The 19,746-nt window shown below is 34.1% G+C and carries 23 protein-coding genes and 1 CRISPR repeat array; of the genes, 18 read left to right on the forward strand and 5 right to left on the reverse strand.

The window, feature by feature from the left end:
* Positions 1-3 precede the first annotated feature (3 nt).
* The 4 genes from cas1 to ACTF54_RS10340 all read left to right on the forward strand — a co-directional run bounded on the left by cas1 (position 4) and on the right by ACTF54_RS10340 (position 4,760).
* Positions 4-918 carry a type II CRISPR-associated endonuclease Cas1 gene (cas1, locus tag ACTF54_RS10325; RefSeq protein ID WP_438969292.1) on the forward strand — a complete coding sequence of 305 codons (915 nt, stop codon included), beginning with the start codon at positions 4-6 and terminating at the stop codon, positions 916-918.
* A 13-nt stretch (positions 919-931) separates the two neighbouring features.
* Positions 932-1,273 carry a CRISPR-associated endonuclease Cas2 gene (gene cas2, locus ACTF54_RS10330; protein WP_438969293.1) on the forward strand — a complete coding sequence of 114 codons (342 nt, stop codon included), beginning with the start codon at positions 932-934 and terminating at the stop codon, positions 1,271-1,273.
* A 119-nt stretch (positions 1,274-1,392) separates the two neighbouring features.
* A CRISPR array of direct repeats spans positions 1,393-3,486; the repeat unit is 46 nt; unit sequence ACTGCGAATTATCTCATAAAGATAAGAACTGAAAGCAATTCACAAC.
* A 157-nt stretch (positions 3,487-3,643) separates the two neighbouring features.
* On the forward strand, positions 3,644-3,880 hold the full coding sequence (locus ACTF54_RS10335; RefSeq protein WP_438969294.1) for a hypothetical protein: 237 nt from the start codon (positions 3,644-3,646) through the stop codon (positions 3,878-3,880).
* Between the two features lie 250 nt (positions 3,881-4,130).
* Positions 4,131-4,760 (forward strand): 2OG-Fe(II) oxygenase, encoded by a 630-nt coding sequence (locus tag ACTF54_RS10340; protein ID WP_438969295.1) that lies wholly within the window; start codon positions 4,131-4,133, stop codon positions 4,758-4,760.
* Between the two features lie 105 nt (positions 4,761-4,865).
* On the opposite strand, the gene ACTF54_RS10345 is transcribed toward ACTF54_RS10340, so the two are convergent.
* Positions 4,866-5,582 carry a hypothetical protein gene (locus ACTF54_RS10345; protein WP_347197207.1) on the reverse strand — a complete coding sequence of 239 codons (717 nt, stop codon included), beginning with the start codon at positions 5,580-5,582 and terminating at the stop codon, positions 4,866-4,868.
* Positions 5,583-5,910: 328 nt separating this feature from the next.
* On the reverse strand, positions 5,911-6,672 hold the full coding sequence (locus ACTF54_RS10350) for a bacteriorhodopsin-like (protein WP_347202427.1): 762 nt from the start codon (positions 6,670-6,672) through the stop codon (positions 5,911-5,913).
* A gap of 86 nt (positions 6,673-6,758) precedes the next feature.
* Here ACTF54_RS10350 and ACTF54_RS10355 point away from each other — a divergent pair, with 86 nt between their 5' ends.
* From ACTF54_RS10355 to ACTF54_RS10370, 4 genes are all read left to right on the forward strand, one after another.
* Complete coding sequence (locus ACTF54_RS10355) at positions 6,759-7,640, forward strand: Brp/Blh family beta-carotene 15,15'-dioxygenase (protein ID WP_438969296.1); 882 nt, start codon at positions 6,759-6,761, stop codon at positions 7,638-7,640.
* 288 nt (positions 7,641-7,928) lie between these two features.
* Positions 7,929-8,360 carry an FKBP-type peptidyl-prolyl cis-trans isomerase gene (locus ACTF54_RS10360; RefSeq protein ID WP_347195461.1) on the forward strand — a complete coding sequence of 144 codons (432 nt, stop codon included), beginning with the start codon at positions 7,929-7,931 and terminating at the stop codon, positions 8,358-8,360.
* A 230-nt stretch (positions 8,361-8,590) separates the two neighbouring features.
* Positions 8,591-9,919, forward strand: a complete 1,329-nt coding sequence (ffh, locus tag ACTF54_RS10365) for a signal recognition particle protein (protein ID WP_347195478.1) — start codon at positions 8,591-8,593, stop codon at positions 9,917-9,919.
* A 174-nt stretch (positions 9,920-10,093) separates the two neighbouring features.
* Positions 10,094-10,981, forward strand: a complete 888-nt coding sequence (locus tag ACTF54_RS10370) for a bifunctional 5,10-methylenetetrahydrofolate dehydrogenase/5,10-methenyltetrahydrofolate cyclohydrolase (RefSeq protein ID WP_347195462.1) — start codon at positions 10,094-10,096, stop codon at positions 10,979-10,981.
* A gap of 77 nt (positions 10,982-11,058) precedes the next feature.
* Here ACTF54_RS10370 and ACTF54_RS10375 read toward each other — a convergent pair whose 3' ends face one another.
* Positions 11,059-11,847, reverse strand: coding sequence for a membrane metalloprotease (locus ACTF54_RS10375; protein ID WP_347195463.1), 789 nt, complete (start codon positions 11,845-11,847; stop codon positions 11,059-11,061).
* Positions 11,848-11,969: 122 nt separating this feature from the next.
* On the opposite strand from ACTF54_RS10375, the gene ACTF54_RS10380 reads away from it, so the two are divergent.
* The 8 genes from ACTF54_RS10380 to kdsA all read left to right on the forward strand — a co-directional run bounded on the left by ACTF54_RS10380 (position 11,970) and on the right by kdsA (position 17,283).
* Complete coding sequence (locus ACTF54_RS10380; RefSeq protein WP_347195464.1) at positions 11,970-12,446, forward strand: excinuclease ABC subunit B; 477 nt, start codon at positions 11,970-11,972, stop codon at positions 12,444-12,446.
* Complete coding sequence (locus tag ACTF54_RS10385) at positions 12,446-12,940, forward strand: YkgJ family cysteine cluster protein (RefSeq protein ID WP_347195465.1); 495 nt, start codon at positions 12,446-12,448, stop codon at positions 12,938-12,940. Before ACTF54_RS10380 ends, ACTF54_RS10385 begins: the two co-directional genes overlap by 1 nt.
* 102 nt (positions 12,941-13,042) lie before the next feature.
* Complete coding sequence (locus tag ACTF54_RS10390; protein ID WP_347195466.1) at positions 13,043-13,522, forward strand: TlpA family protein disulfide reductase; 480 nt, start codon at positions 13,043-13,045, stop codon at positions 13,520-13,522.
* Complete coding sequence (locus tag ACTF54_RS10395) at positions 13,519-14,211, forward strand: thioredoxin family protein (RefSeq protein ID WP_347195467.1); 693 nt, start codon at positions 13,519-13,521, stop codon at positions 14,209-14,211. Before ACTF54_RS10390 ends, ACTF54_RS10395 begins: the two co-directional genes overlap by 4 nt.
* 96 nt (positions 14,212-14,307) lie before the next feature.
* Positions 14,308-15,723 carry an MBL fold metallo-hydrolase gene (locus tag ACTF54_RS10400; protein WP_347195468.1) on the forward strand — a complete coding sequence of 472 codons (1,416 nt, stop codon included), beginning with the start codon at positions 14,308-14,310 and terminating at the stop codon, positions 15,721-15,723.
* Between the two features lie 6 nt (positions 15,724-15,729).
* Positions 15,730-16,047, forward strand: a complete 318-nt coding sequence (locus ACTF54_RS10405) for a rhodanese-like domain-containing protein (RefSeq protein WP_347195469.1) — start codon at positions 15,730-15,732, stop codon at positions 16,045-16,047.
* Complete coding sequence (locus tag ACTF54_RS10410; RefSeq protein ID WP_438969297.1) at positions 16,047-16,448, forward strand: rhodanese-like domain-containing protein; 402 nt, start codon at positions 16,047-16,049, stop codon at positions 16,446-16,448. Before ACTF54_RS10405 ends, ACTF54_RS10410 begins: the two co-directional genes overlap by 1 nt.
* 16 nt (positions 16,449-16,464) lie before the next feature.
* Positions 16,465-17,283, forward strand: a complete 819-nt coding sequence (gene kdsA / locus ACTF54_RS10415) for a 3-deoxy-8-phosphooctulonate synthase (protein ID WP_347195471.1) — start codon at positions 16,465-16,467, stop codon at positions 17,281-17,283.
* A gap of 126 nt (positions 17,284-17,409) precedes the next feature.
* Here the strand turns inward: kdsA and ACTF54_RS10420 are convergent, their stop codons facing one another.
* Both ACTF54_RS10420 and ACTF54_RS10425 read right to left on the reverse strand, forming a co-directional pair.
* Positions 17,410-18,165 (reverse strand): glycoside hydrolase family 25 protein, encoded by a 756-nt coding sequence (locus ACTF54_RS10420; protein ID WP_438969298.1) that lies wholly within the window; start codon positions 18,163-18,165, stop codon positions 17,410-17,412.
* A gap of 196 nt (positions 18,166-18,361) precedes the next feature.
* Positions 18,362-18,526: a hypothetical protein gene (locus ACTF54_RS10425; protein ID WP_347195473.1), complete on the reverse strand. Its 165-nt coding sequence runs from the start codon at positions 18,524-18,526 to the stop codon at positions 18,362-18,364.
* Between the two features lie 135 nt (positions 18,527-18,661).
* On the opposite strand from ACTF54_RS10425, the gene ACTF54_RS10430 reads away from it, so the two are divergent.
* Together ACTF54_RS10430 and ACTF54_RS10435 are read left to right on the forward strand one after the other, a co-directional pair.
* Positions 18,662-19,297, forward strand: coding sequence for a hypothetical protein (locus ACTF54_RS10430; protein ID WP_438969299.1), 636 nt, complete (start codon positions 18,662-18,664; stop codon positions 19,295-19,297).
* A gap of 147 nt (positions 19,298-19,444) precedes the next feature.
* A complete protein-coding gene (locus tag ACTF54_RS10435; protein WP_347195475.1) occupies positions 19,445-19,735 on the forward strand; it encodes a winged helix-turn-helix domain-containing protein in 291 nt (96 codons plus the stop codon).
* Positions 19,736-19,746 lie beyond the last annotated feature (11 nt).

Genomic DNA, 19,746 nt, shown 5'->3' on the forward strand with positions numbered 1-19,746 from the left:
ATCATGATCAAAAGAACCTTATTCTTCGGTAATCCTGCCTACCTCAGCACTAAAAACGATCAGCTGGTAGTTTCTTTTCCCGATGAGGATCAGGAAAAGAAAACCATACCTATTGAAGATCTAGGATACATCGTTTTAGAACATCCACAAATTACCATTACCACAGGTTTGATAAGGAAACTGGTAGATAATAAAACGGCGGTCATTACTTGTAATGCACAGCACTTACCTACTGGCTTTCTGCAACCGCTGCAAGGTCACAGTGAGCAGACAGAAAGGTATCGTCATCAATTAAATGCCAGTGTTCCATTGAAAAAGAACCTATGGCAACAAACCGTTATTGCAAAAATTGAAAACCAAGCTTTACATTTTAAAAAATTAGGTAAGAATCCATTACGGTTACACCGCTATGCCAAAGAAGTAAAAACAGCCGATCATAATAATCAAGAAGCACTTGCTGCTGCATTTTATTTTCAAAATTTGTTTGATATTCCAGATTTTAGCAGGAATCAAAAAGGGGTTGCGCCTAATGGTTTGCTCAATTATGGCTATGCCATTTTAAGAGCCGTAACAGCAAGAGCACTCATCTCTAGTGGTTTATTACCCAGCATAGGAATTTTTCATTCTAATAAATATAACGCCTTTACACTAGCAGATGATGTGATGGAACCTTATCGACCTTTTGTAGATCATATTGTTTGGGAACTAGTGGTAAGTGGTGAGAATATTGAAGAAGTTAGTACAGCTTTAAAAGCGCAATTGTTAATGATTCCTGCGATGGATGTTTTTATAGATGGTAAAAACAGTCCATTGATGAACGCGATGAGCCGCACAACTAATTCCCTCTGGGAATGTTTTTATGGCAGCAGTCGTAAAATCTTATACCCAAAGTTTCATGGAAACTTTTTGAATGTATAAAACATGAGAAAGTATGAATCATCTAGAAACACTCAATCAGTATAGGTCTATGTGGGTTTTGGTCTTTTTTGATTTACCAACAGAAACGCGACTGGAGCGTAAAGCTGCGAGTGGTTTTAGAAAACGACTATTAGATGATGGTTTTAATATGTTTCAGTTTTCTATTTACCTGCGCTTCTGCCCTAGTCGAGAGAATAGTGCTGTTCACATTAAACGTACTAAGAACAATTTACCAAAAAAAGGTAAAGTGTGTATCATGCAAATTACTGATAAACAATTTGGTATGATGGAATTATTTCATGGTAAAAAAGAAATAGAAAAAGAAACTGGTGACCAACAACTAGAATTATTCTAAAAAATATTAGAATACAGAAATGTCAGTTCGAGCGCAGTCGAGAACAATTCTACTACTCTAAATTCTTAATTCTAAGAAACTCCTTAAAACACAGATACCCAACGCTATGCGTCAGGTATACTGCGAATTATCTCATAAAGATAAGAACTGAAAGCAATTCACAACAATACTCGACGATGAAGAAGGGTTTTATCAACTGCGAATTATCTCATAAAGATAAGAACTGAAAGCAATTCACAACTGGACTGTCGTTTATAAAATCAATTATCTTACTGCGAATTATCTCATAAAGATAAGAACTGAAAGCAATTCACAACTCACTTTAACGTTAATTAATATGGCAACAAACTGCGAATTATCTCATAAAGATAAGAACTGAAAGCAATTCACAACAGATAAGATGCTTATTAAATTAATGGAAGAACTGCGAATTATCTCATAAAGATAAGAACTGAAAGCAATTCACAACTAAACGATTACAAAGATTTAGTAGAGGCTTACTGCGAATTATCTCATAAAGATAAGAACTGAAAGCAATTCACAACTGGAACGTTCGATTTTATGCCAACGCTGTTACTGCGAATTATCTCATAAAGATAAGAACTGAAAGCAATTCACAACCAAAGATAAGCCTTTGTATATTCGTGTTTCACTGCGAATTATCTCATAAAGATAAGAACTGAAAGCAATTCACAACTGCATAAGCGATCTTTGTAATACCTACTAGACTGCGAATTATCTCATAAAGATAAGAACTGAAAGCAATTCACAACTGCTGCAATAGGCTCAACTACTCCCTGAATACTGCGAATTATCTCATAAAGATAAGAACTGAAAGCAATTCACAACGAGTTATTGAAGATGGTGGAGTTTTTGAGTACTGCGAATTATCTCATAAAGATAAGAACTGAAAGCAATTCACAACGTAAAGGTAAAAGTTTTGCAGTTCATCAGACTGCGAATTATCTCATAAAGATAAGAACTGAAAGCAATTCACAACGATGTTCCTGCTATTAAGCTATTCTTAGAAACTGCGAATTATCTCATAAAGATAAGAACTGAAAGCAATTCACAACATAAACGGTAAATGGACGCTTAACGGCAAACTGCGAATTATCTCATAAAGATAAGAACTGAAAGCAATTCACAACTATGTATTTGAATGTATATCAGATGTACAAACTGCGAATTATCTCATAAAGATAAGAACTGAAAGCAATTCACAACTACCCATTTACGGATAGGCTTTCCACTTAACTGCGAATTATCTCATAAAGATAAGAACTGAAAGCAATTCACAACTCTTCTGTGTGTCCCTTTTTAGTAAGGAAACTGCGAATTATCTCATAAAGATAAGAACTGAAAGCAATTCACAACACGTCCAAGGGGATACAATCAACTCCAGGCACTGCGAATTATCTCATAAAGATAAGAACTGAAAGCAATTCACAACGGTACAACGCAATAAACTTACTCGTTTGCGACTGCGAATTATCTCATAAAGATAAGAACTGAAAGCAATTCACAACTGCAACTACTGTATGCGATTAAGGGAGCTTACTGCGAATTATCTCATAAAGATAAGAACTGAAAGCAATTCACAACTAAATTATGAAAGACACAACAAAAGATTTAACTGCGAATTATCTCATAAAGATAAGAACTGAAAGCAATTCACAACCCTTCTTTGCGAATTTTTCAGAAGCCGAGGACTGCGAATTATCTCATAAAGATAAGAACTGAAAGCAATTCACAACTCACTTTAACGTTAATTAATATGGCAACGAACTGCGAATTATCTCATAAAGATAAGAACTGAAAGCAATTCACAACGCTTTGTATATTATTTTATCGCTAAAATCTACTGCGAATTATCTCATAAAGATAAGAACTGAAAGCAATTCACAACATATAATAATGAAAACAAAAACAAAAGTAGACTGCGAATTATCTCATAAAGATAAGAACTGAAAGCAATTCACAACCCGCTAACGCTGTTAGGTTGCAGAGCTGCTACTGCGAATTATCTCATAAAGATAAGAACTGAAAGCAATTCACAACAGTGAAGAAAAAAAGCCGACGAAGTTCGAGACTGCGAATTATCTTATAAAGATAAGAACTGAAAGCAATTCACAACATCAGTTTGAAATCAAATTTACAGATCCTAACTGCGAATTATCTTATAAAGATAAGAACTGAAAGCAATTCACAACATAACAAGTGAGATTTAAATAATAAATTTAAACTTTTATAAATTGTATTGATTATTTTAGGACTAGTCACACATACAAAAACAGTCATTTCCTAGACAAGACTAAATAGAGAAAAGACCTGACATGTTCAGGTCTTCTAGATCTTAAAATCTACCTTATGAACAAAAAAGCACAAAAGCATTATAACAGATGGAAATATCAAGCACCAGTAGGATTAGTTCTTATAGGTGCTGGAATTAGTTGTATAGTTGACGCAGCGTTTTATAGATATAATGGTGCTGACTGGTGGCAATGGGTAGGCTATGGAACAGGTGCCCTAATTATTTTTAATACAGGATTGAGTCTTTTTGTAGACGCTGCATTACATAGAATACGCTATGAACAAGCAAATTAAGAACCGATTCGATCTTAATAGTTGAAGTGGTGAATAGTAATGAAGTAAGCAACTACACTTCCAACTAGAAAATTTCTAGAATCAAATTAGGAATTTACCAAAATGACTGAACTTATTTCTTTGTTGTTAATCATTTGTTATGAAGTAAGATACGTACAAAATCAAGTATTAAATTATACACCACTTAGCATGCAATTATTTTCAATTCGTATGTATAAAAGAACTACTTTCACTTACCTAATTTTATATATTGAAAAATTGTCATAAGCTAGAGAACTGGCTTTCCTGGATGGATGAACTCTCTTTAAATGATTATGTTATTATAGATAACTTTTTAGATCCAAATCGATTAGAACAGATTCAATCTTTTTTTAAATCGCACCATGATGCTTTTACAAAAGCAGGTGTAGGAGCATTGACCGATAACATTGTTAGAGAAGATATACGAGGAGATTACACCTTCTGGCTGGATAGAAAACGAGATTCAGATTTAAATGAAATTTGGAGTTTAATTGACGAGACCATCTTCATCTACAACAGGTATTGTTTTCTAGGTTTATCAGGATATGAGTTTCATTTAGCCCATTATCCTAAAGGCGGTCATTATAGTAAACACTTAGACCAATTTAATAATAGAAATAATCGTACCATTAGCGTTATTATCTATTTGAATAAAAAATGGCAAAAAGGAGATGGTGGAGAGTTAGAAATCTTCTTGAAAGATGATACGTCCATTTTAGTAGAGCCAATAGAATCTAGATGTGTGATGTTTAAAAGCGCAGTTCTACCGCATGCTGTATTAGCATCTAATAAACCAAGGAATAGCTTAACAGGTTGGTTATTGAATCAGCCATCGACACTTGGTCAATTATTTGGATAATTTTTGATAAGATCGTAGAAAACAACGCTGTGATAGTCTACTGAACAATTGCAGATAATAATTGAAAGCAGTTCACACATCGTTTCATAAATATTTGAACTGATTTTAATGACCAGCCGGTACTACATCAATAGTCTCGATGACTTCTTCTGGCTTAGGACGATCTTTAGTATATTCATTACTTATCAAACCACCTATTTTACCATCTTTATTGAAAACAACTGAAATCTCAAAAGTATGTTGCAAATCATTAACGTCTTTAAAAATCAGCTCATAACTGTATGAATTACCGAATGGTGGGAAGATTTGTAGACTCATATCCCATCTCAATTCTTGCATTTTTCTAAGGACTGGTTGCAAGGTTTTATGAATTTGAACTTGATTTTGTATTGCAAAATAATCATTGAGGTCATCAACAGTGTCTGCTTGCATGATGTCTCTAGAAAATTTATGAAGCTCTATATATTTAACTCTCTTTCTTTTATTATCAAGGTGTTTGATATCAATTCGTTCAAAAAGCCGATCAAAGGACGGACAGCTTTGTAATAAGTAGAAATTTACATATCCATCATAATCAAAGCCTTTGATACCTTTGGCAGCCATTTTCTTTTGATGCTGTAATGACTTATTTACCTCTTCAAGACCTCTTTTGTGCAAAAAACCTAGTGCATCTCTTTGTCTTAGTGACTCTATTGAAATTTCACTATTTGTTATGCGTTCACAAGCATAAACCGCTATGCTGTTTAAATATGGATCAGTCCCAAGATTTACGTTCTGTAAAAATAAAGTGGCAAGGATTAAAGACAAAAAAGATGATTTCATAGAAGAAATTTAAATGAAATGTGATCAAATGGACACATTTATAAGTTGGATCATTCAATGCAAATTATAAGAAAATAGAAAGCAATTATCATCCCAAATTAATTTTAAGAAAAATATTGGCATATAAGCGCCCTCAAAATCTATGAAAAAAGTTACCATTGAGCGGAAGGATAAAATAAATTCAAAATGTGGGAATTGACATTCACTATATACATTTGAAATCAATTACATCTATCTATCCTAATCTAAATAAGTAAATACAAAAACTAAAGCATAAAAAAAACGGTATCTTCAAGAAGACACCGCTTTTAATTTAATCAATTTTAATTTATGCTTCTACTTTTTTAGTAGACGCTACAGCTAGCGTGTAAACTACAAGACCGAAACCTATTTTGTTTATTGCATCACCAATATTGTATACAACATCCATTGCTTCTTGTGCAGCTTTAGGGTCTTCTACTAATTGTAATCCAAAAAGACCACCTTCAGTCCCTAGAATATAACCTAAAGGATAGATAGCCCATCCTACTAGCACGAACCAACACAACACGTTGTGAGCTTTAAGCACGGCACCGCCGGCAGAAAGAGCAAGCTTCTTAGCCTCTCCAAACCATATCATGTACACGATAATGAAGTAAGCAATACCAGAAACAAGACCCCAAACCCATTGCATAGTAGGGTTTCCTAGTGCAATTACTTCTCCAAAGTATCCTGTCACTAACATCACAACAGACCAGAAGATTAATTTCCACATAAGTCCAATTTTTGCGCCTGCTACTTTAAGAATTAAGTAAAACTCTACACACATAAGTGGAACTGTTAATGTCCAATCCACATATCTAAAAAATGTCGGAGAGCTGTCAGTTGCTGCATAGTAATCTCTCATGTAAAAATAATGCACTGCGGCAATAAAGGTAATAAGTCCAGATACCAACACCGACGTACGCCACTTGTTGTCAAATTGACTTAATGATAAAAAGAAAAAAGCACTTGCAGCCATCATAGCCATACTTCCAATGAAAAACGTAAATCCTACGTAATCATCTGTGGCCATTTTTGCCACTTCTAAATTTAAAAGTAAAAAATTCATAAATTTGGTTTTTTAATGTTGAAGTAAATATACAAAACATTAAATAAATCTGTTTACCTTTTAAATGTTAATGTTAAACAAAATTAATGTCAAAGAAAACCCATCTTTACAACCTTATTATGGTAATAAGCTTTTTTGCTTTATGGGTTTCCATACAAATACCTGAAAGCATGGAGTTTATATTGGGGTATTTTTTAATTCTTACTATAGGTGTAGGTCATGGAGCAAATGATTTAAAAGTTTATTTTAATAGAAAAACTTTTAGTATTCGTAAAAAAATTACCTTTTTATCTATTTATTCCTTAACAGTTCTCATCGGATTTGGCTTATTCTTTATCATTCCTGAATTTATTTTAACGCTTTTTATAATAATAAGTGGCTATCACTTTGGGCAGGAGCACTTTGAAAAATATGAAGTTAAAAACACCTGGTATTATAAAATTTTCATTGGTTCCTACGGCATCATTATAATTCTCACCTTATTAACGATTCATTTAGAGGAAAGCATGCTTATTATCAATGATTTACTCAACAGTGAACTGGTAGGTGAAGTATTGCTCTATCCTTTAATAATAGTTGTAGCAACCATGCTATTAAGCTTTTTAAAGTTTGCTAGGCTATTTTCTTGGAAGGAAATATTGAAAGAATGTTTTTACCTACTCCTTATATATACCCTATTTTCTGCCTCTAGTCTGGTATGGGGCTTTGCTATATATTTTATATTGTGGCATAGCATTCCATCTATCTATAGTCAGATTTCATATTTACAAGGTGCGGTGAACAAAAAATCTATTAAAAAATATATCCTCGATTCCTTACTATATTGGATCGCTGCATTAGTATTCTTAGCTGTGCTTTATTATTTTTTAAGCGATTTTACCAACTTATTCTTATCTACTATTATTGCTTTTCTGGGCGGCATTACGTTCCCACATGTGTTTGTAATGAACAAACTAAATAATAAGTAAATAGATCTTAAGTATTCCGCTTTCGCGAAAGCGGAATTAAAAACTCATTTCTTACAGACTTAAGCATTTAAAACACAAAAAGTATCATCAGGTTTGCTTCCATCCAGCAACTTTTTAAGCACGTAAAGCTTTTGTTAGTTGCCCCTTTACATGTTAAAAAATTAGGAATACATCTCACTATGTTTCTTATCGTTAAGTCTTTCTTAATAAAACCACATTATCCAGCTCTCGTTTTTAACATCTAATGGTAAACCATACCTTTGCTGCTGATACAAAATATCAATAGTTATGAGTCAAGTAAAAGCAAATGACACTGTAAAGGTGCATTACACAGGAAAATTAAAAGCAACAGGACAAGTTTTTGACACCAGTGCCGAAAGAGAGCCGCTAGAAGCTCAATTAGGTCAAGGTGCATTGATCCCAGGTTTTGAAAAAGGTCTTGTGGATATGAAAGTAAATGAAAAGAAAACTATAGAAATTCCTAAGGAAGAAGCTTATGGAGAAATAATGCAAGAGCTTTTTCACAAAGTACCTAAAGATCAATTACCTGGTGAAGTTAAGCCTGAAGTAGGTATGGGACTTATGGCTCAAAATCCTGATGGTACAGAGCGCCAGTTAAGAGTTGCTCAAGTAGAAGAAGATCACATCGTTGTAGATGCTAATCATCCTCTTGCAGGACAAGATTTAGTATTTGAACTAGAAGTAGTAGGTATCAACTAAGATTTCTTATTACCATTATAAAAGCTCATTTTGTTTTTGCAAAATGGGCTTTCTTATTATAAGAGAATCATACCGGTTAGCTCTTGCCACAGCCAGATGATGAATTTATACAAAATCAAAGCTGTATAACATTCAAAAAAGCCAATAACCAGTTGCACAAACCATTTTAAAACCTTGAAGTTAAACCGCACAAATAGTATCTTTGCATTCTTCAAAAAATGAGTCAAAATATGTTTGATAATTTAACTGACAAACTCGATAAAGCCATGCACGTCCTTAAAGGACATGGAAGCATTACCGAAGTTAACGTTGCAGATACTCTTAAAGAAATACGTCGTGCATTAGTAGATGCTGATGTCAACTATAAAATTGCAAAAGAATTTACATCTCGTGCAAAAGAGAAAGCGCTAGGTCAAGGTGTGCTTACCACACTTAAACCTGGACAGCTACTTACTAAGATTGTAAAAGATGAGTTGACAGATTTAATGGGTGGCGATGCTGCTGGAATGAATTTGAGTGGTAATCCTAGTATCATTTTAATGTCTGGTCTTCAAGGATCTGGTAAAACAACTTTTTCTGGTAAACTGGCTAACTATTTAAAAACTAAGAAGAGTAAAAAACCTCTTTTAGTTGCTTGTGATATTTATCGCCCTGCGGCAATAGATCAATTGCATGTGGTAGGTGAAAGTGTAGGCGTAGAAGTATTTTCTAATCGCGAAGAAAAAAATCCAGTCAAAATATCTGAAGCAGCCATTGCTTATGCAAAAGCAAATGGATTTAATGCCGTTATCATTGACACCGCTGGTCGTCTTGCTGTCGATGAGCAAATGATGGCTGAAATTGCAGATGTACATGCCGCTATCCAACCACAAGAAACATTGTTTGTGGTAGATGCTATGACTGGTCAGGATGCTGTTAACACTGCCAAAGCTTTTAACGATCGCCTAAATTTTGACGGTGTTGTTCTAACAAAATTAGATGGTGACACTCGTGGTGGGGCAGCCCTATCTATCAAAACAGTAGTTAACAAGCCTATTAAATTTATAGGTACTGGAGAGAAAATGGAAGCACTAGATGTTTTCTATCCAGAACGTATGGCAGACCGTATCCTAGGAATGGGAGATGTTGTCTCTCTGGTAGAACGCGCACAAGAACAATTTGACGAAGAAGAAGCTAGGAAACTGAGTAAAAAAATTGCAAAAAATCAATTTGGTTTTGACGATTTCCTTTCTCAGATCCAGCAAATCAAGAAAATGGGTAATATGAAGGACTTAATGGGAATGATTCCAGGAGCCGGAAAAATGCTCAAAGATGTAGATATTGATGACGATGCTTTTAAAGGTATTGAGGCAATTATACATTCTATGACTGTTGAAGAACGCACAAAACCACAAGTTATAAATGGTTCAAGAAAAAAACGTATCGCAAAAGGAAGTGGTACAACAGTAACAGAAGTAAATCAATTACTCAAACAATTTAATCAAATGAGTAAGATGATGAAAATGATGCAAGGAGGAAAAGGTAAAGCAATGATGAATGCATTAGGTAATATGCGATAATTTCTATCTTAACAAAATCAAATCCTAAGTTCTAACTTAGGATTTTTTTTTATTTCAATTATCACCTACGCAAACGGTATCGTTAACAAGTAGCTAATAACTGCAATAGGATAAATTTCCTTATTTGATCATTATTGATGAATTTTACAACAATAGAAAATACAATAAGTAATTATGACTATTCTAGACGGGAAAAAGACCAGTAACGACATAAAGGAAGAAATAACCGCGATTGTTCAAAAGATGAAAGACAATGGTGAAAAAGTTCCACATCTAGCAGCTGTAATTGTTGGTAATGATGGTGCCAGTCTTACCTATGTAGGTTCTAAAGTACGTGCTTGTGAACGAGTAGGATTTGAGAGTACAATGGTTCGTATGCCTAATACGACTAGTGAAACAGAATTACTTAGAGAGATTAAAAAGCTCAATGAAAATCCAGAAATAGATGGTTTCATTGTTCAATTACCATTACCAGAACAGATCAACACTCAAAAAGTACTGATGGCAGTAGATCCAGATAAAGATGTTGATGGCTTCCACCCTACTAACTTTGGAAGAATGGCCTTAGATATGAGCACCTTTATACCTGCAACGCCTTTTGGTATTTTAGAGTTAATGGATCGCTATGGAGTAGATACAAAAGGAAAACACACTGTGGTAATAGGTCGCTCGCATATTGTAGGTAGACCGATGAGTATTTTAATGGGTAGAAAAGGGTTTCCGGGAAATTCTACCGTAACTTTAACACATAGCCACACAAAGAATATTACACAAATTACATCACAAGCAGACATTATTATTACCGCTTTAGGTGTTCCTGGATTCTTAAAAGCAGAAATGGTTAAGGATGACGCTGTAATTATTGATGTAGGTATTACTCGTGTTCCTGATGAAACTCGTGAACGTGGATATTACATCACTGGAGATGTAGATTTTGAAAACGTTTCAAAAAAAGCAAGTTTCATAACTCCTGTTCCAGGTGGTGTAGGACCTATGACTATAGCAATGTTACTCAAAAATACACTACTTGCTAGAGAACGTCATAGAGCTGCTAATAGGTAATTATTAAAAAAAGTATACAAGAAAGCTCCTTAAAATAAATCCTAAGGAGCTTTTTTTTGTAACTCTATTTATCATTATCATCTACCACCATTTGCTCTCAAATCTGCAATACATTGCGCATCTAATTGTGGTACACCTGATCCCATTAGACCCATCATATCAAAGATATTCCCACCTTCGATCTGAGCTTGCATTAAACAACCAGCAACATTACAATGACGTGCATTATTTGCATCTTCATGATCAGACTGAGGTGTAGAACCTAAATTAACGAGCCCCATTATATGAGCAAACTCGTGATTATATACAGAAGTTTCCACATTAACTCGACTTGGTTGATTTATTCCTCCGCTAAAGTTTTCAATGGTACTTTGAAACATTACTAAGGATGTATTACGATAGGCCGTTCCAAGTACCACTCTATTGTTCATATCATTTTCACTTGCTTGATCTGTAAAAAGTACAAAAACAGCAATAGTATTTCCCATACTAAATTCTGTTCTATTTGCATCTTCTATTTGTCTTACTTCTTCAATAGAATAAGTATTAAAAGTTTGAGCAGGGATATCACGCTCAACAAGACGAATCCCACCTGGTTTATTGAGCCTTTCACTCAAAAAGTTTATTAGGTTAGTAAGTGAAGAAGGCTCAGGTCTAAAACCATTTATATAAACAGCTTCAATGACTAGATTTGTGAATTGATTATCACTAAGCAATTCATTTGCGCTTTCTCCAGTAAGTCTATCATTTTGATTTGATCCTGCACCATCATTGGAACTTCTAGAATCTTCTTCATCAGAGCAACTACTTAAAGTTATTAGTAGTATAGTAAACAAAAAGGCTCTTAAAATCTTAAATTGTGACATATAAGTTATATTTTTGACAATAATATATATTGCTTATGAACAATAGTATTAAAATAATAATAACTTTCTTGTTATTCATTTGCATTTCAAATGCTCAATAAAAGGCATAATATCAGTCCTTAATGATGAAGTATTTTGAAGTAAGCGGCATCGATTCTGAGTATGAAGCAGCGTATGATGGAATGGTAAAAATGGCACAAGACGCTTATCAAACACAAGAAGGCCCAGCGACTACACTGCAAAAAATACATAATGGTAAAAATGCATCTCTTGCAAAGTTTAAAGGGATTTTGGCCTCAGAATACCGTACTATCTTTGAAGATAAACAAGACATTCGTAACTTGATTAAATTTTATAAATCCTCAACAGGTGTTCAGTATAAAAAAGACAGATCTGGCCTTACAAAAGGACAACTTGCAGAATTAGAAGAATTTAAAACATCTAATACGGGAATGAAACTTTTTGGTAGCATTACTCAAATCAATAAACTTAAGGAAAGCGCTAGTATTTACTGGTCAAAAGAGTTGATATGCTCTGTTACTACAAAGCTTAAGGAACAAGGTTTTCAAAGTTCCATGCACATGCCTAGTTGTAATTAATGGAAAAATTTCTCAAACAACTTCCACAACTTTCCCAGCAAAAGAAAAAAGAAAACACCGATTTCTTTAAAAAACTGCGCAAAAAAAAGCCCAAAGGCTTAGATAACGCAGTTCAAGAGATTCATAATGAAGTGTTTGATGAAGTAGATTGTTTAAAATGTGCTAATTGTTGTAAGACAACAGGTCCTCTGTTTACTCATAACGATATCAATAGGATTGCAAAACATTTTAGAATGAAACCTAGTGACTTTATTGATCAATTTCTAAAGGTTGATGAAGATCAAGATTATGTATTACAACAAACTCCTTGTCACTTCTTAGGAGCAGATAATTACTGCTCTATTTATGAGGTAAGACCCAAGGCTTGTAGAGAATATCCACATACAGATCGCCGTAAAATTTATCAAATTGGAACATTGACTGTTAAGAATACTGCCATTTGCCCAGCAGCATTTAAGGTCGTAGAGCTTATGAAGGCGCGAATAAACAACTGATTACGAATTTTCCTACATAATTTTTGTTATTGTTGATAGTTTCCATGCTAACTTTAGTTAAACTTCATTTCTAATTTCAAGGCGTCTGTTATATTTGATATTATGAATTGGAAATTATTTTACTTATTTATTCTCGTATCTCTTGTATCCTGTGATCAACGACCTGTTGCCGTAGTGAAAACTATTGATCAACAAGGACTGAAAAAGGTGATAGAGCCACTAGATCATAAAGTTAAGGTGATTAACTTTTGGGCGACATGGTGCGCGCCATGTGTGGAAGAACTTCCTTATTTTGAAGAAATAGGATATCAATACAGAGATGAAGTAGAAGTTCATTTAATTTCTCTGGATGATGCAAAAAATATCGATAGCGCAGTTCAACCATTCCTTGATAAAAATCAAATCAAATCAAATGTTTTACTTTTAGATGACCCTTATGCTGCAGAGTGGATTCCAATTATAGACAGTCATTGGGATGGCGCTATACCAGTAACCCTAATAGTTTCAAAAGATAAAAAGCAGTTTTACAATAAAGCATTAACTCGATCACAGTTAGAAGATGCTATAAATACATTCTTATGAAAACATTAAAGATATTAGTTACCCTTCTTGTAGGCGCACTTATAATCGCTTTTCTTACGGGCATGTTAGATAAAGTTGAAAGAGAAAACCTCTATGCAGACAAACCTGTCCCAAATTATAGATCAAAGGAATTATCTTCCAAAACTGGTTCTGTAAATGGCTATGAAATTGGTGACGCCGCAACTGATTTTTCTCTTAAAAACATAGATGACAGAAAAATATCCTTAAAAGATTTTGATGATGCAAAAGGTTTTATCCTCATTTTCACCTGTAATCACTGTCCCTATAGTGTAGCCTATGAAGATAGAATTATCGCTATTGATAAGAAATATAAAAACTTAGGTTACCCAGTAATTGCTATTAATCCTAACAATCCTAAAGAACACCCTACAGATAGTTTTGATTTAATGAAAGTTAGAGCAAAAGAGAAAGGATTTACTTTTCCCTATCTTTTTGATGCAGGTCAGAAAATTTATCCACAATATGGAGCGACAAAAACACCGCACGTATTCTTACTACAGAAAGAAGGTGATGAAAATATCGTTAAATACATCGGTGCCATAGATGATAATTATCAAGATGCAAAAGCTGTTAAAAACAAGTATTTAGAAAATGCGCTACAATCTTTGATAAGTGGCAAACCTATTGACGTGACAAAGTCAGTAGCCATAGGATGTCGAATTAAATAAAAAACTATCATTTTTATCTATATAAGCCTGTGATCTACTCATAGGCTTTTTTGATTTAAAAACTTATAAATCGTATTTTTACATAAAATTTTCACAATGATTCTTGAACAGTATTATACAAAGTGCCTTGCTCAAGGAACCTATTATATAGCGTCTAATCGTGAGGCTGCCATAATAGATCCTTTAAGAGAAGTGCAGCAGTATATAGATCGCGCAAATGAAGATAATGTAACCATAAAGTATATCTTTCTTACGCATTTTCATGCAGACTTTGTCTCTGGACATGTAGATCTAGCAGATAAAACTGGGGCAACAATCGTTATAGGTCCTAATGCTGTTACTAGTTACGCTTTCGCGAAAGCGGAACACCAACAAACTTTTAAAATAGGTGAAATCACTTTACAATTATTACATACTCCAGGGCACACTATGGAGTCTTCTTGTTACCTTTTAAAGGATGAAGAAGGTAAAGAACAAGCGATATTTACAGGAGACACTCTATTTATAGGTGATGTAGGTAGACCAGATCTTGCTGTAAAATCAGATTTAAGCACAGAAGATCTGGCAGGTCATTTATACGATTCTTTGAGAAATCAAATCATGCCATTACCAGATCATATTACCGTTTATCCAGCGCATGGTGCAGGAAGCGCTTGTGGTAAAAACATGAGTAAAGAAACTAGTGATTCTTTAGGTAATCAGAAGAAAACGAATTATGCTCTAGCTACTTCTTTAAGTAAAAAAGATTTTATTAAAGAAGTTACTACTGGTATTGCGCCGCCTCCAGCCTATTTTCCCAAAAATGTTTGGATGAACAAAGGCGTAAATTCTAGTATAGACGAAGTGATTTCAAGAGGTATGACACCTTTAAAACTAGAATCGTTCAAAACTCTGGCTCAAGATCCTGAATATCTAGTACTCGATGTAAGATCGCCGCAAGAATATACTGCAGGTGCAGTTCCTGGATCTTGGTTTATTGGACTGGATGGACAGTTTGCTCCTTGGGTAGGTTCTTTAATTGAAGACATAGATCAAAAAATCATTCTTATTGCTCCATTAGGAAGAGAAGAAGAGGCAGTTACAAGATTAGCTAGAGTAGGTTATGATAATGCGCAAGGTTATCTTTTAGGTGGATTTTCAACTTGGGAAGAAAGCGGTGCAAACACAACCAGTATAGAAAATATTACTGCTCAAAGTTTTATTGATGGCTTAGAAGATCATTCTATTCAAAACCCCATAGATGCGCGTAAACCTGGTGAATATGAATCAGGTCATATATGTAGTGTTCCATTACAGACTTTGGATGCAGTTCATAAAGAAATTACATCTTTAGATACGACTAAAACCTACCATATTTACTGTGGTGGCGGTTATCGATCTGTAATTTATGCAAGTATAGCACAAGCTAATGACATTAAAAATGTAGTAAATGTAGAAGGTGGATATGCTGCGATTAAAAAAACAAATTTAAAAAACCAAAAAATAGTTGCTACCAGTAACTGTTCCTTATAAAACGATATGAAAAACCTCAACAACCAAGAATGGAAAGAGCTAACCGCTCAAGATACTAATGCGTTAATTATTGATGTTCGCACCGATGACGAAGTTAGTGAAGGAGTGATTCCTAATGCCATTCATTATGATATATTCAAGCCGCAAGAATTCATGAATGCTATGAATGACATGGATCCTAATAAAAATTACTACGTCTATTGTCGTGCAGGAAGTCGCAGTTCTCAGGCATGTCAGGTGATGGAATCTCTAGGTTTAAAAAACACTTTTAACCTTACCGGTGGTTATAGCAATTGGGACGGAGAAACAACAATGTTAGGATAATGATGCGTTTCTCAAATATCCTGTGCATTGTATTAATGGTTATTAGTTTACAAAGTTGCTTTAAAGAAAAAGCAGGTGTTATAAATCTAGTTACCCCAGAAGAAGCTGCAGTGTTGATCGAATCAGATCAAGTAAAAATTATTGATGTAAGAGCCGAATTAGATTTTGATAAAAAGCACTTGAAAAATGCGGTCAATATTGAGGTAGAAAATGACGACCTATATAGTGTTTTAGATCAAATGAAAAAAGACGAACCGCTTTTAGTATATTGTAATAAAGGTGGACAAAGTGAACGATGCGCTCAGATTTTAAAAGAAAAAGGCTTTACCTTAATTTATGATATGGACGGTGGCATCGCAAAATGGGAAGAAAGCGGTAGACAAGTAATCGTAAAAAATTAATTCAAAAAAAGCATTCATGCAACTTCAAGATATTCCAAAACTTAAAAATTTAAATTCTGATAATTTTTTCCTTCTAGCTGGACCATGTGCCATTGAAGGTGAAGAAATGGCACTGCGTATAGCAGAGAAAGTTGTTGAAATCACAGAACATCTTAAAATACCTTATATTTTTAAAGGAAGCTTTAAAAAAGCAAATCGCAGCCGTATTGATAGCTTTACTGGAATAGGAGATGAAAAAGCTTTGAAAATTTTGCGTAAAGTTTCTGAGACATTTGATATACCTACAGTAACAGACATACATGAAGTAAGCGATGCAGCGATGGCGGCACAATATGTAGATGTCCTTCAAATCCCTGCATTTCTTGTGAGGCAAACTGATCTAGTGGTTGCAGCCGCAGAAACTGGTAAAGTAGTCAATCTTAAGAAAGGTCAATTCATGTCTCCAGAAGCCATGAAACATGCCGTGCAAAAGGTAAAAGATACAGGAAATGAAAAAGCATGGATCACAGATCGTGGCACTATGTTCGGTTATCAAGATATGATCGTAGACTTTAGAGGTATTCCTACCATGAGAGAATATGCTCCTACTGTACTAGATGTTACCCATAGTTTACAACAGCCTAATCAATCTAGTGGAGTTACTGGTGGAAGACCAGAGATGATTGAAACTATCGCTCGTGCAGGAGTTGTAAATCACGTAGACGGATTGTTTATTGAAACTCACTTTGACCCAGCAAATGCAAAAAGTGATGGCGCAAATATGTTAGACCTTCAATATCTAGAAGGACTTCTTACCAGGTTAGTTGCTATAAGAAAAACGATTACTTCTTTTTAGAAAATTTAAAATAAATACTTCAAAAAGCCCTGCTAGTTTTAATTACTAGCAGGGCTTTTTATACGATAGTAAAATCTAAAAACTAGTCATTTACATTTTATTTTGATATACATCTAAATAATACATTTAAGGAACAAGTAACTTATTGAATTCTTGTTGAGAGCCATTAAAAACATTTCCATCGACTAGTGTTTGTATTCCTGACACAGGCAATCTATCTGTATATTGCCAGAAATCCCATGAGAAACGTGGTGCCTCTACTCCATTATAATTTGCTATCCATATTCTAGGGTATTTTTTAAAAAAAGGATCTGATCTTAAAACATCTTTATAAAACGCCTCACCACTATAAACAATAGGTTGCACACCATAATGTGCTTCGATTATTTTGACCCAATTTTTAAGTCCTTTGCGCAATGATTTTTTATCTTGAATATTAGAAACATCTTCTATATCTAACACTGGTGGTAAATCTCCTTTAACTAAAGTAACAGTTTCTATAAAATGATTTGCCTGTATGGTGCTGTTTACATTGCTCCAATAATAATGATATGGGCCGCGAGCAAACCCATGATCGCCTGCTCCTTTCCAATTGCTCTTAAATTGAGAATCATTCTCCGTTCCTACGGTAGCTCTTATAAAAGTAAAAGCGAGTAACTGATTCATATCAGGATGCTTAACTTCATCCCAATCAATAACACCTTGATGATGTGACACATCTATTCCTTGAACCTTATATTTCTTAATTCTCTTATGTAAATAGGTATTAGAAGGTTTCTTTGAGCTTTTATAATAAGAGTAACGCTCGTTCATTATCACAGCGATAATTAAGAACAAAGTTAGTACGATAACAAAACCTACTAGCCATTTTTTACTTAACATTATTCTTCATGGCTTTACATATTTTCAATAGCTCTTCAAGTGTTTCAATTAAAATGGCATCATCAATATCTTTAAGTGAGGTATATCTAAGAGATCGCAACATTTTACGATTTTCACCTGCGATAAGAACACCATGCCCGTCAATTAATCGATTACCGTAGGTGAAACCTACATCAACATAGGTCTTTCTGTAGTTTTAAAAACAAAACATAGTGGTATTGTCTAGGTAATAAAACGGTAAACGCCATTTATACTTTAGTTCAATTTCAGGAATCACGCTCTCAATAATCAAGTGCAAATGCATCATTATAGAACGATACGGCTCTGGTAAATTGTCTTTACATTCTAAGACAGGATTCATGGTTTAAAGTTATTGGTAATTCCGCTTTCGCGAAAGCGGAACAAATAAAAAAACAGCTAGAATTTAAAAATAATGGAAAAAGTATTGCAACGTTACAAAAAATAGACTTACTTTGCATTTCAAAGTACTTTAAATATGAGCACAGATAAATATCTAGAAGACATTAAGGAGATCAAGTCGCTTATGAATAAATCGACTAGATTTATTTCCCTATCCGGAATGAGCGGTGTTATGGCTGGAATTTATGCTTTGATAGGTAGTGCGATTGGTTATACAATCATAAAAAATGCGCAGCGCAGTGGACAGAGAGATACTTTAGATCGTTTATTTTCTACAGCTTGGGATCAAAACCCATCTTTGCAGATACTGGTTGTTGCATTTGCCGTTTTAGTAATGGCAGTAGTTACCGCTTTTTTTCTCACCAAAGCAAAGGCAGCTAAGCACAATCAAAAAGTATGGACCAAACCATCTATAAGACTGGTCATTCATTTTATGGTGCCTCTTACAATTGGTGCGTTTTTTACGTTGGCGCTACTACAATATAATTTGATAGGATTAGTAGCACCAGCAATGCTGGTATTTTATGGATTAGCATGTATTAATGCAGCACAATACACTTTAGGAACTGTTAGATATCTCGGACTAAGTTGTGCTATTTTAGGATTGATCAACACCCAATTTATAGGATATGGATTGTACTTTTGGGCAGCTGGTTTTGGAATATGTCATATCATTTATGGTGCTGTTATGTATCATAAGTATGATAAATAGTTTAGAGTTAAGAGAAATGGGGATTTTAAAATTCTCTCTAACAAAAACAGAGTTTATTTTGCTGAATAATACAAACCTAAAGTAAAGCAAATAAATGCATAGCGGTAGATTTCAATCTGCCAATTATGAATAAGATAAAAAACAAATTTGAGTTTAATAAACAAACTAAATAAAGCATTTGATCATCGCATACGACTAGGCATCATGTCTGTACTTGTAGTAAACGATCATGCCGATTTTAAAGAACTCAAAGAGTTGCTAGATGTAACTGATGGCAACCTAGCAAGTCATGCAAAAGCTTTAGAAAAAGAAGAATATATTAGAGTAGAAAAAAGTTTTATAGGTCGTAAACCTAATACGAAATATATCGCAACAGATACAGGAAAATTAGAGTTTAAAAAACACATCGAGGCACTTGAAAAATTGATCGGTGGATAAAAAATGATTTT

Origin of the sequence: Nonlabens sp. (genome assembly GCF_965657255.1) — a bacterium.
Lineage (GTDB): Bacteria > Bacteroidota > Bacteroidia > Flavobacteriales > Flavobacteriaceae > Nonlabens.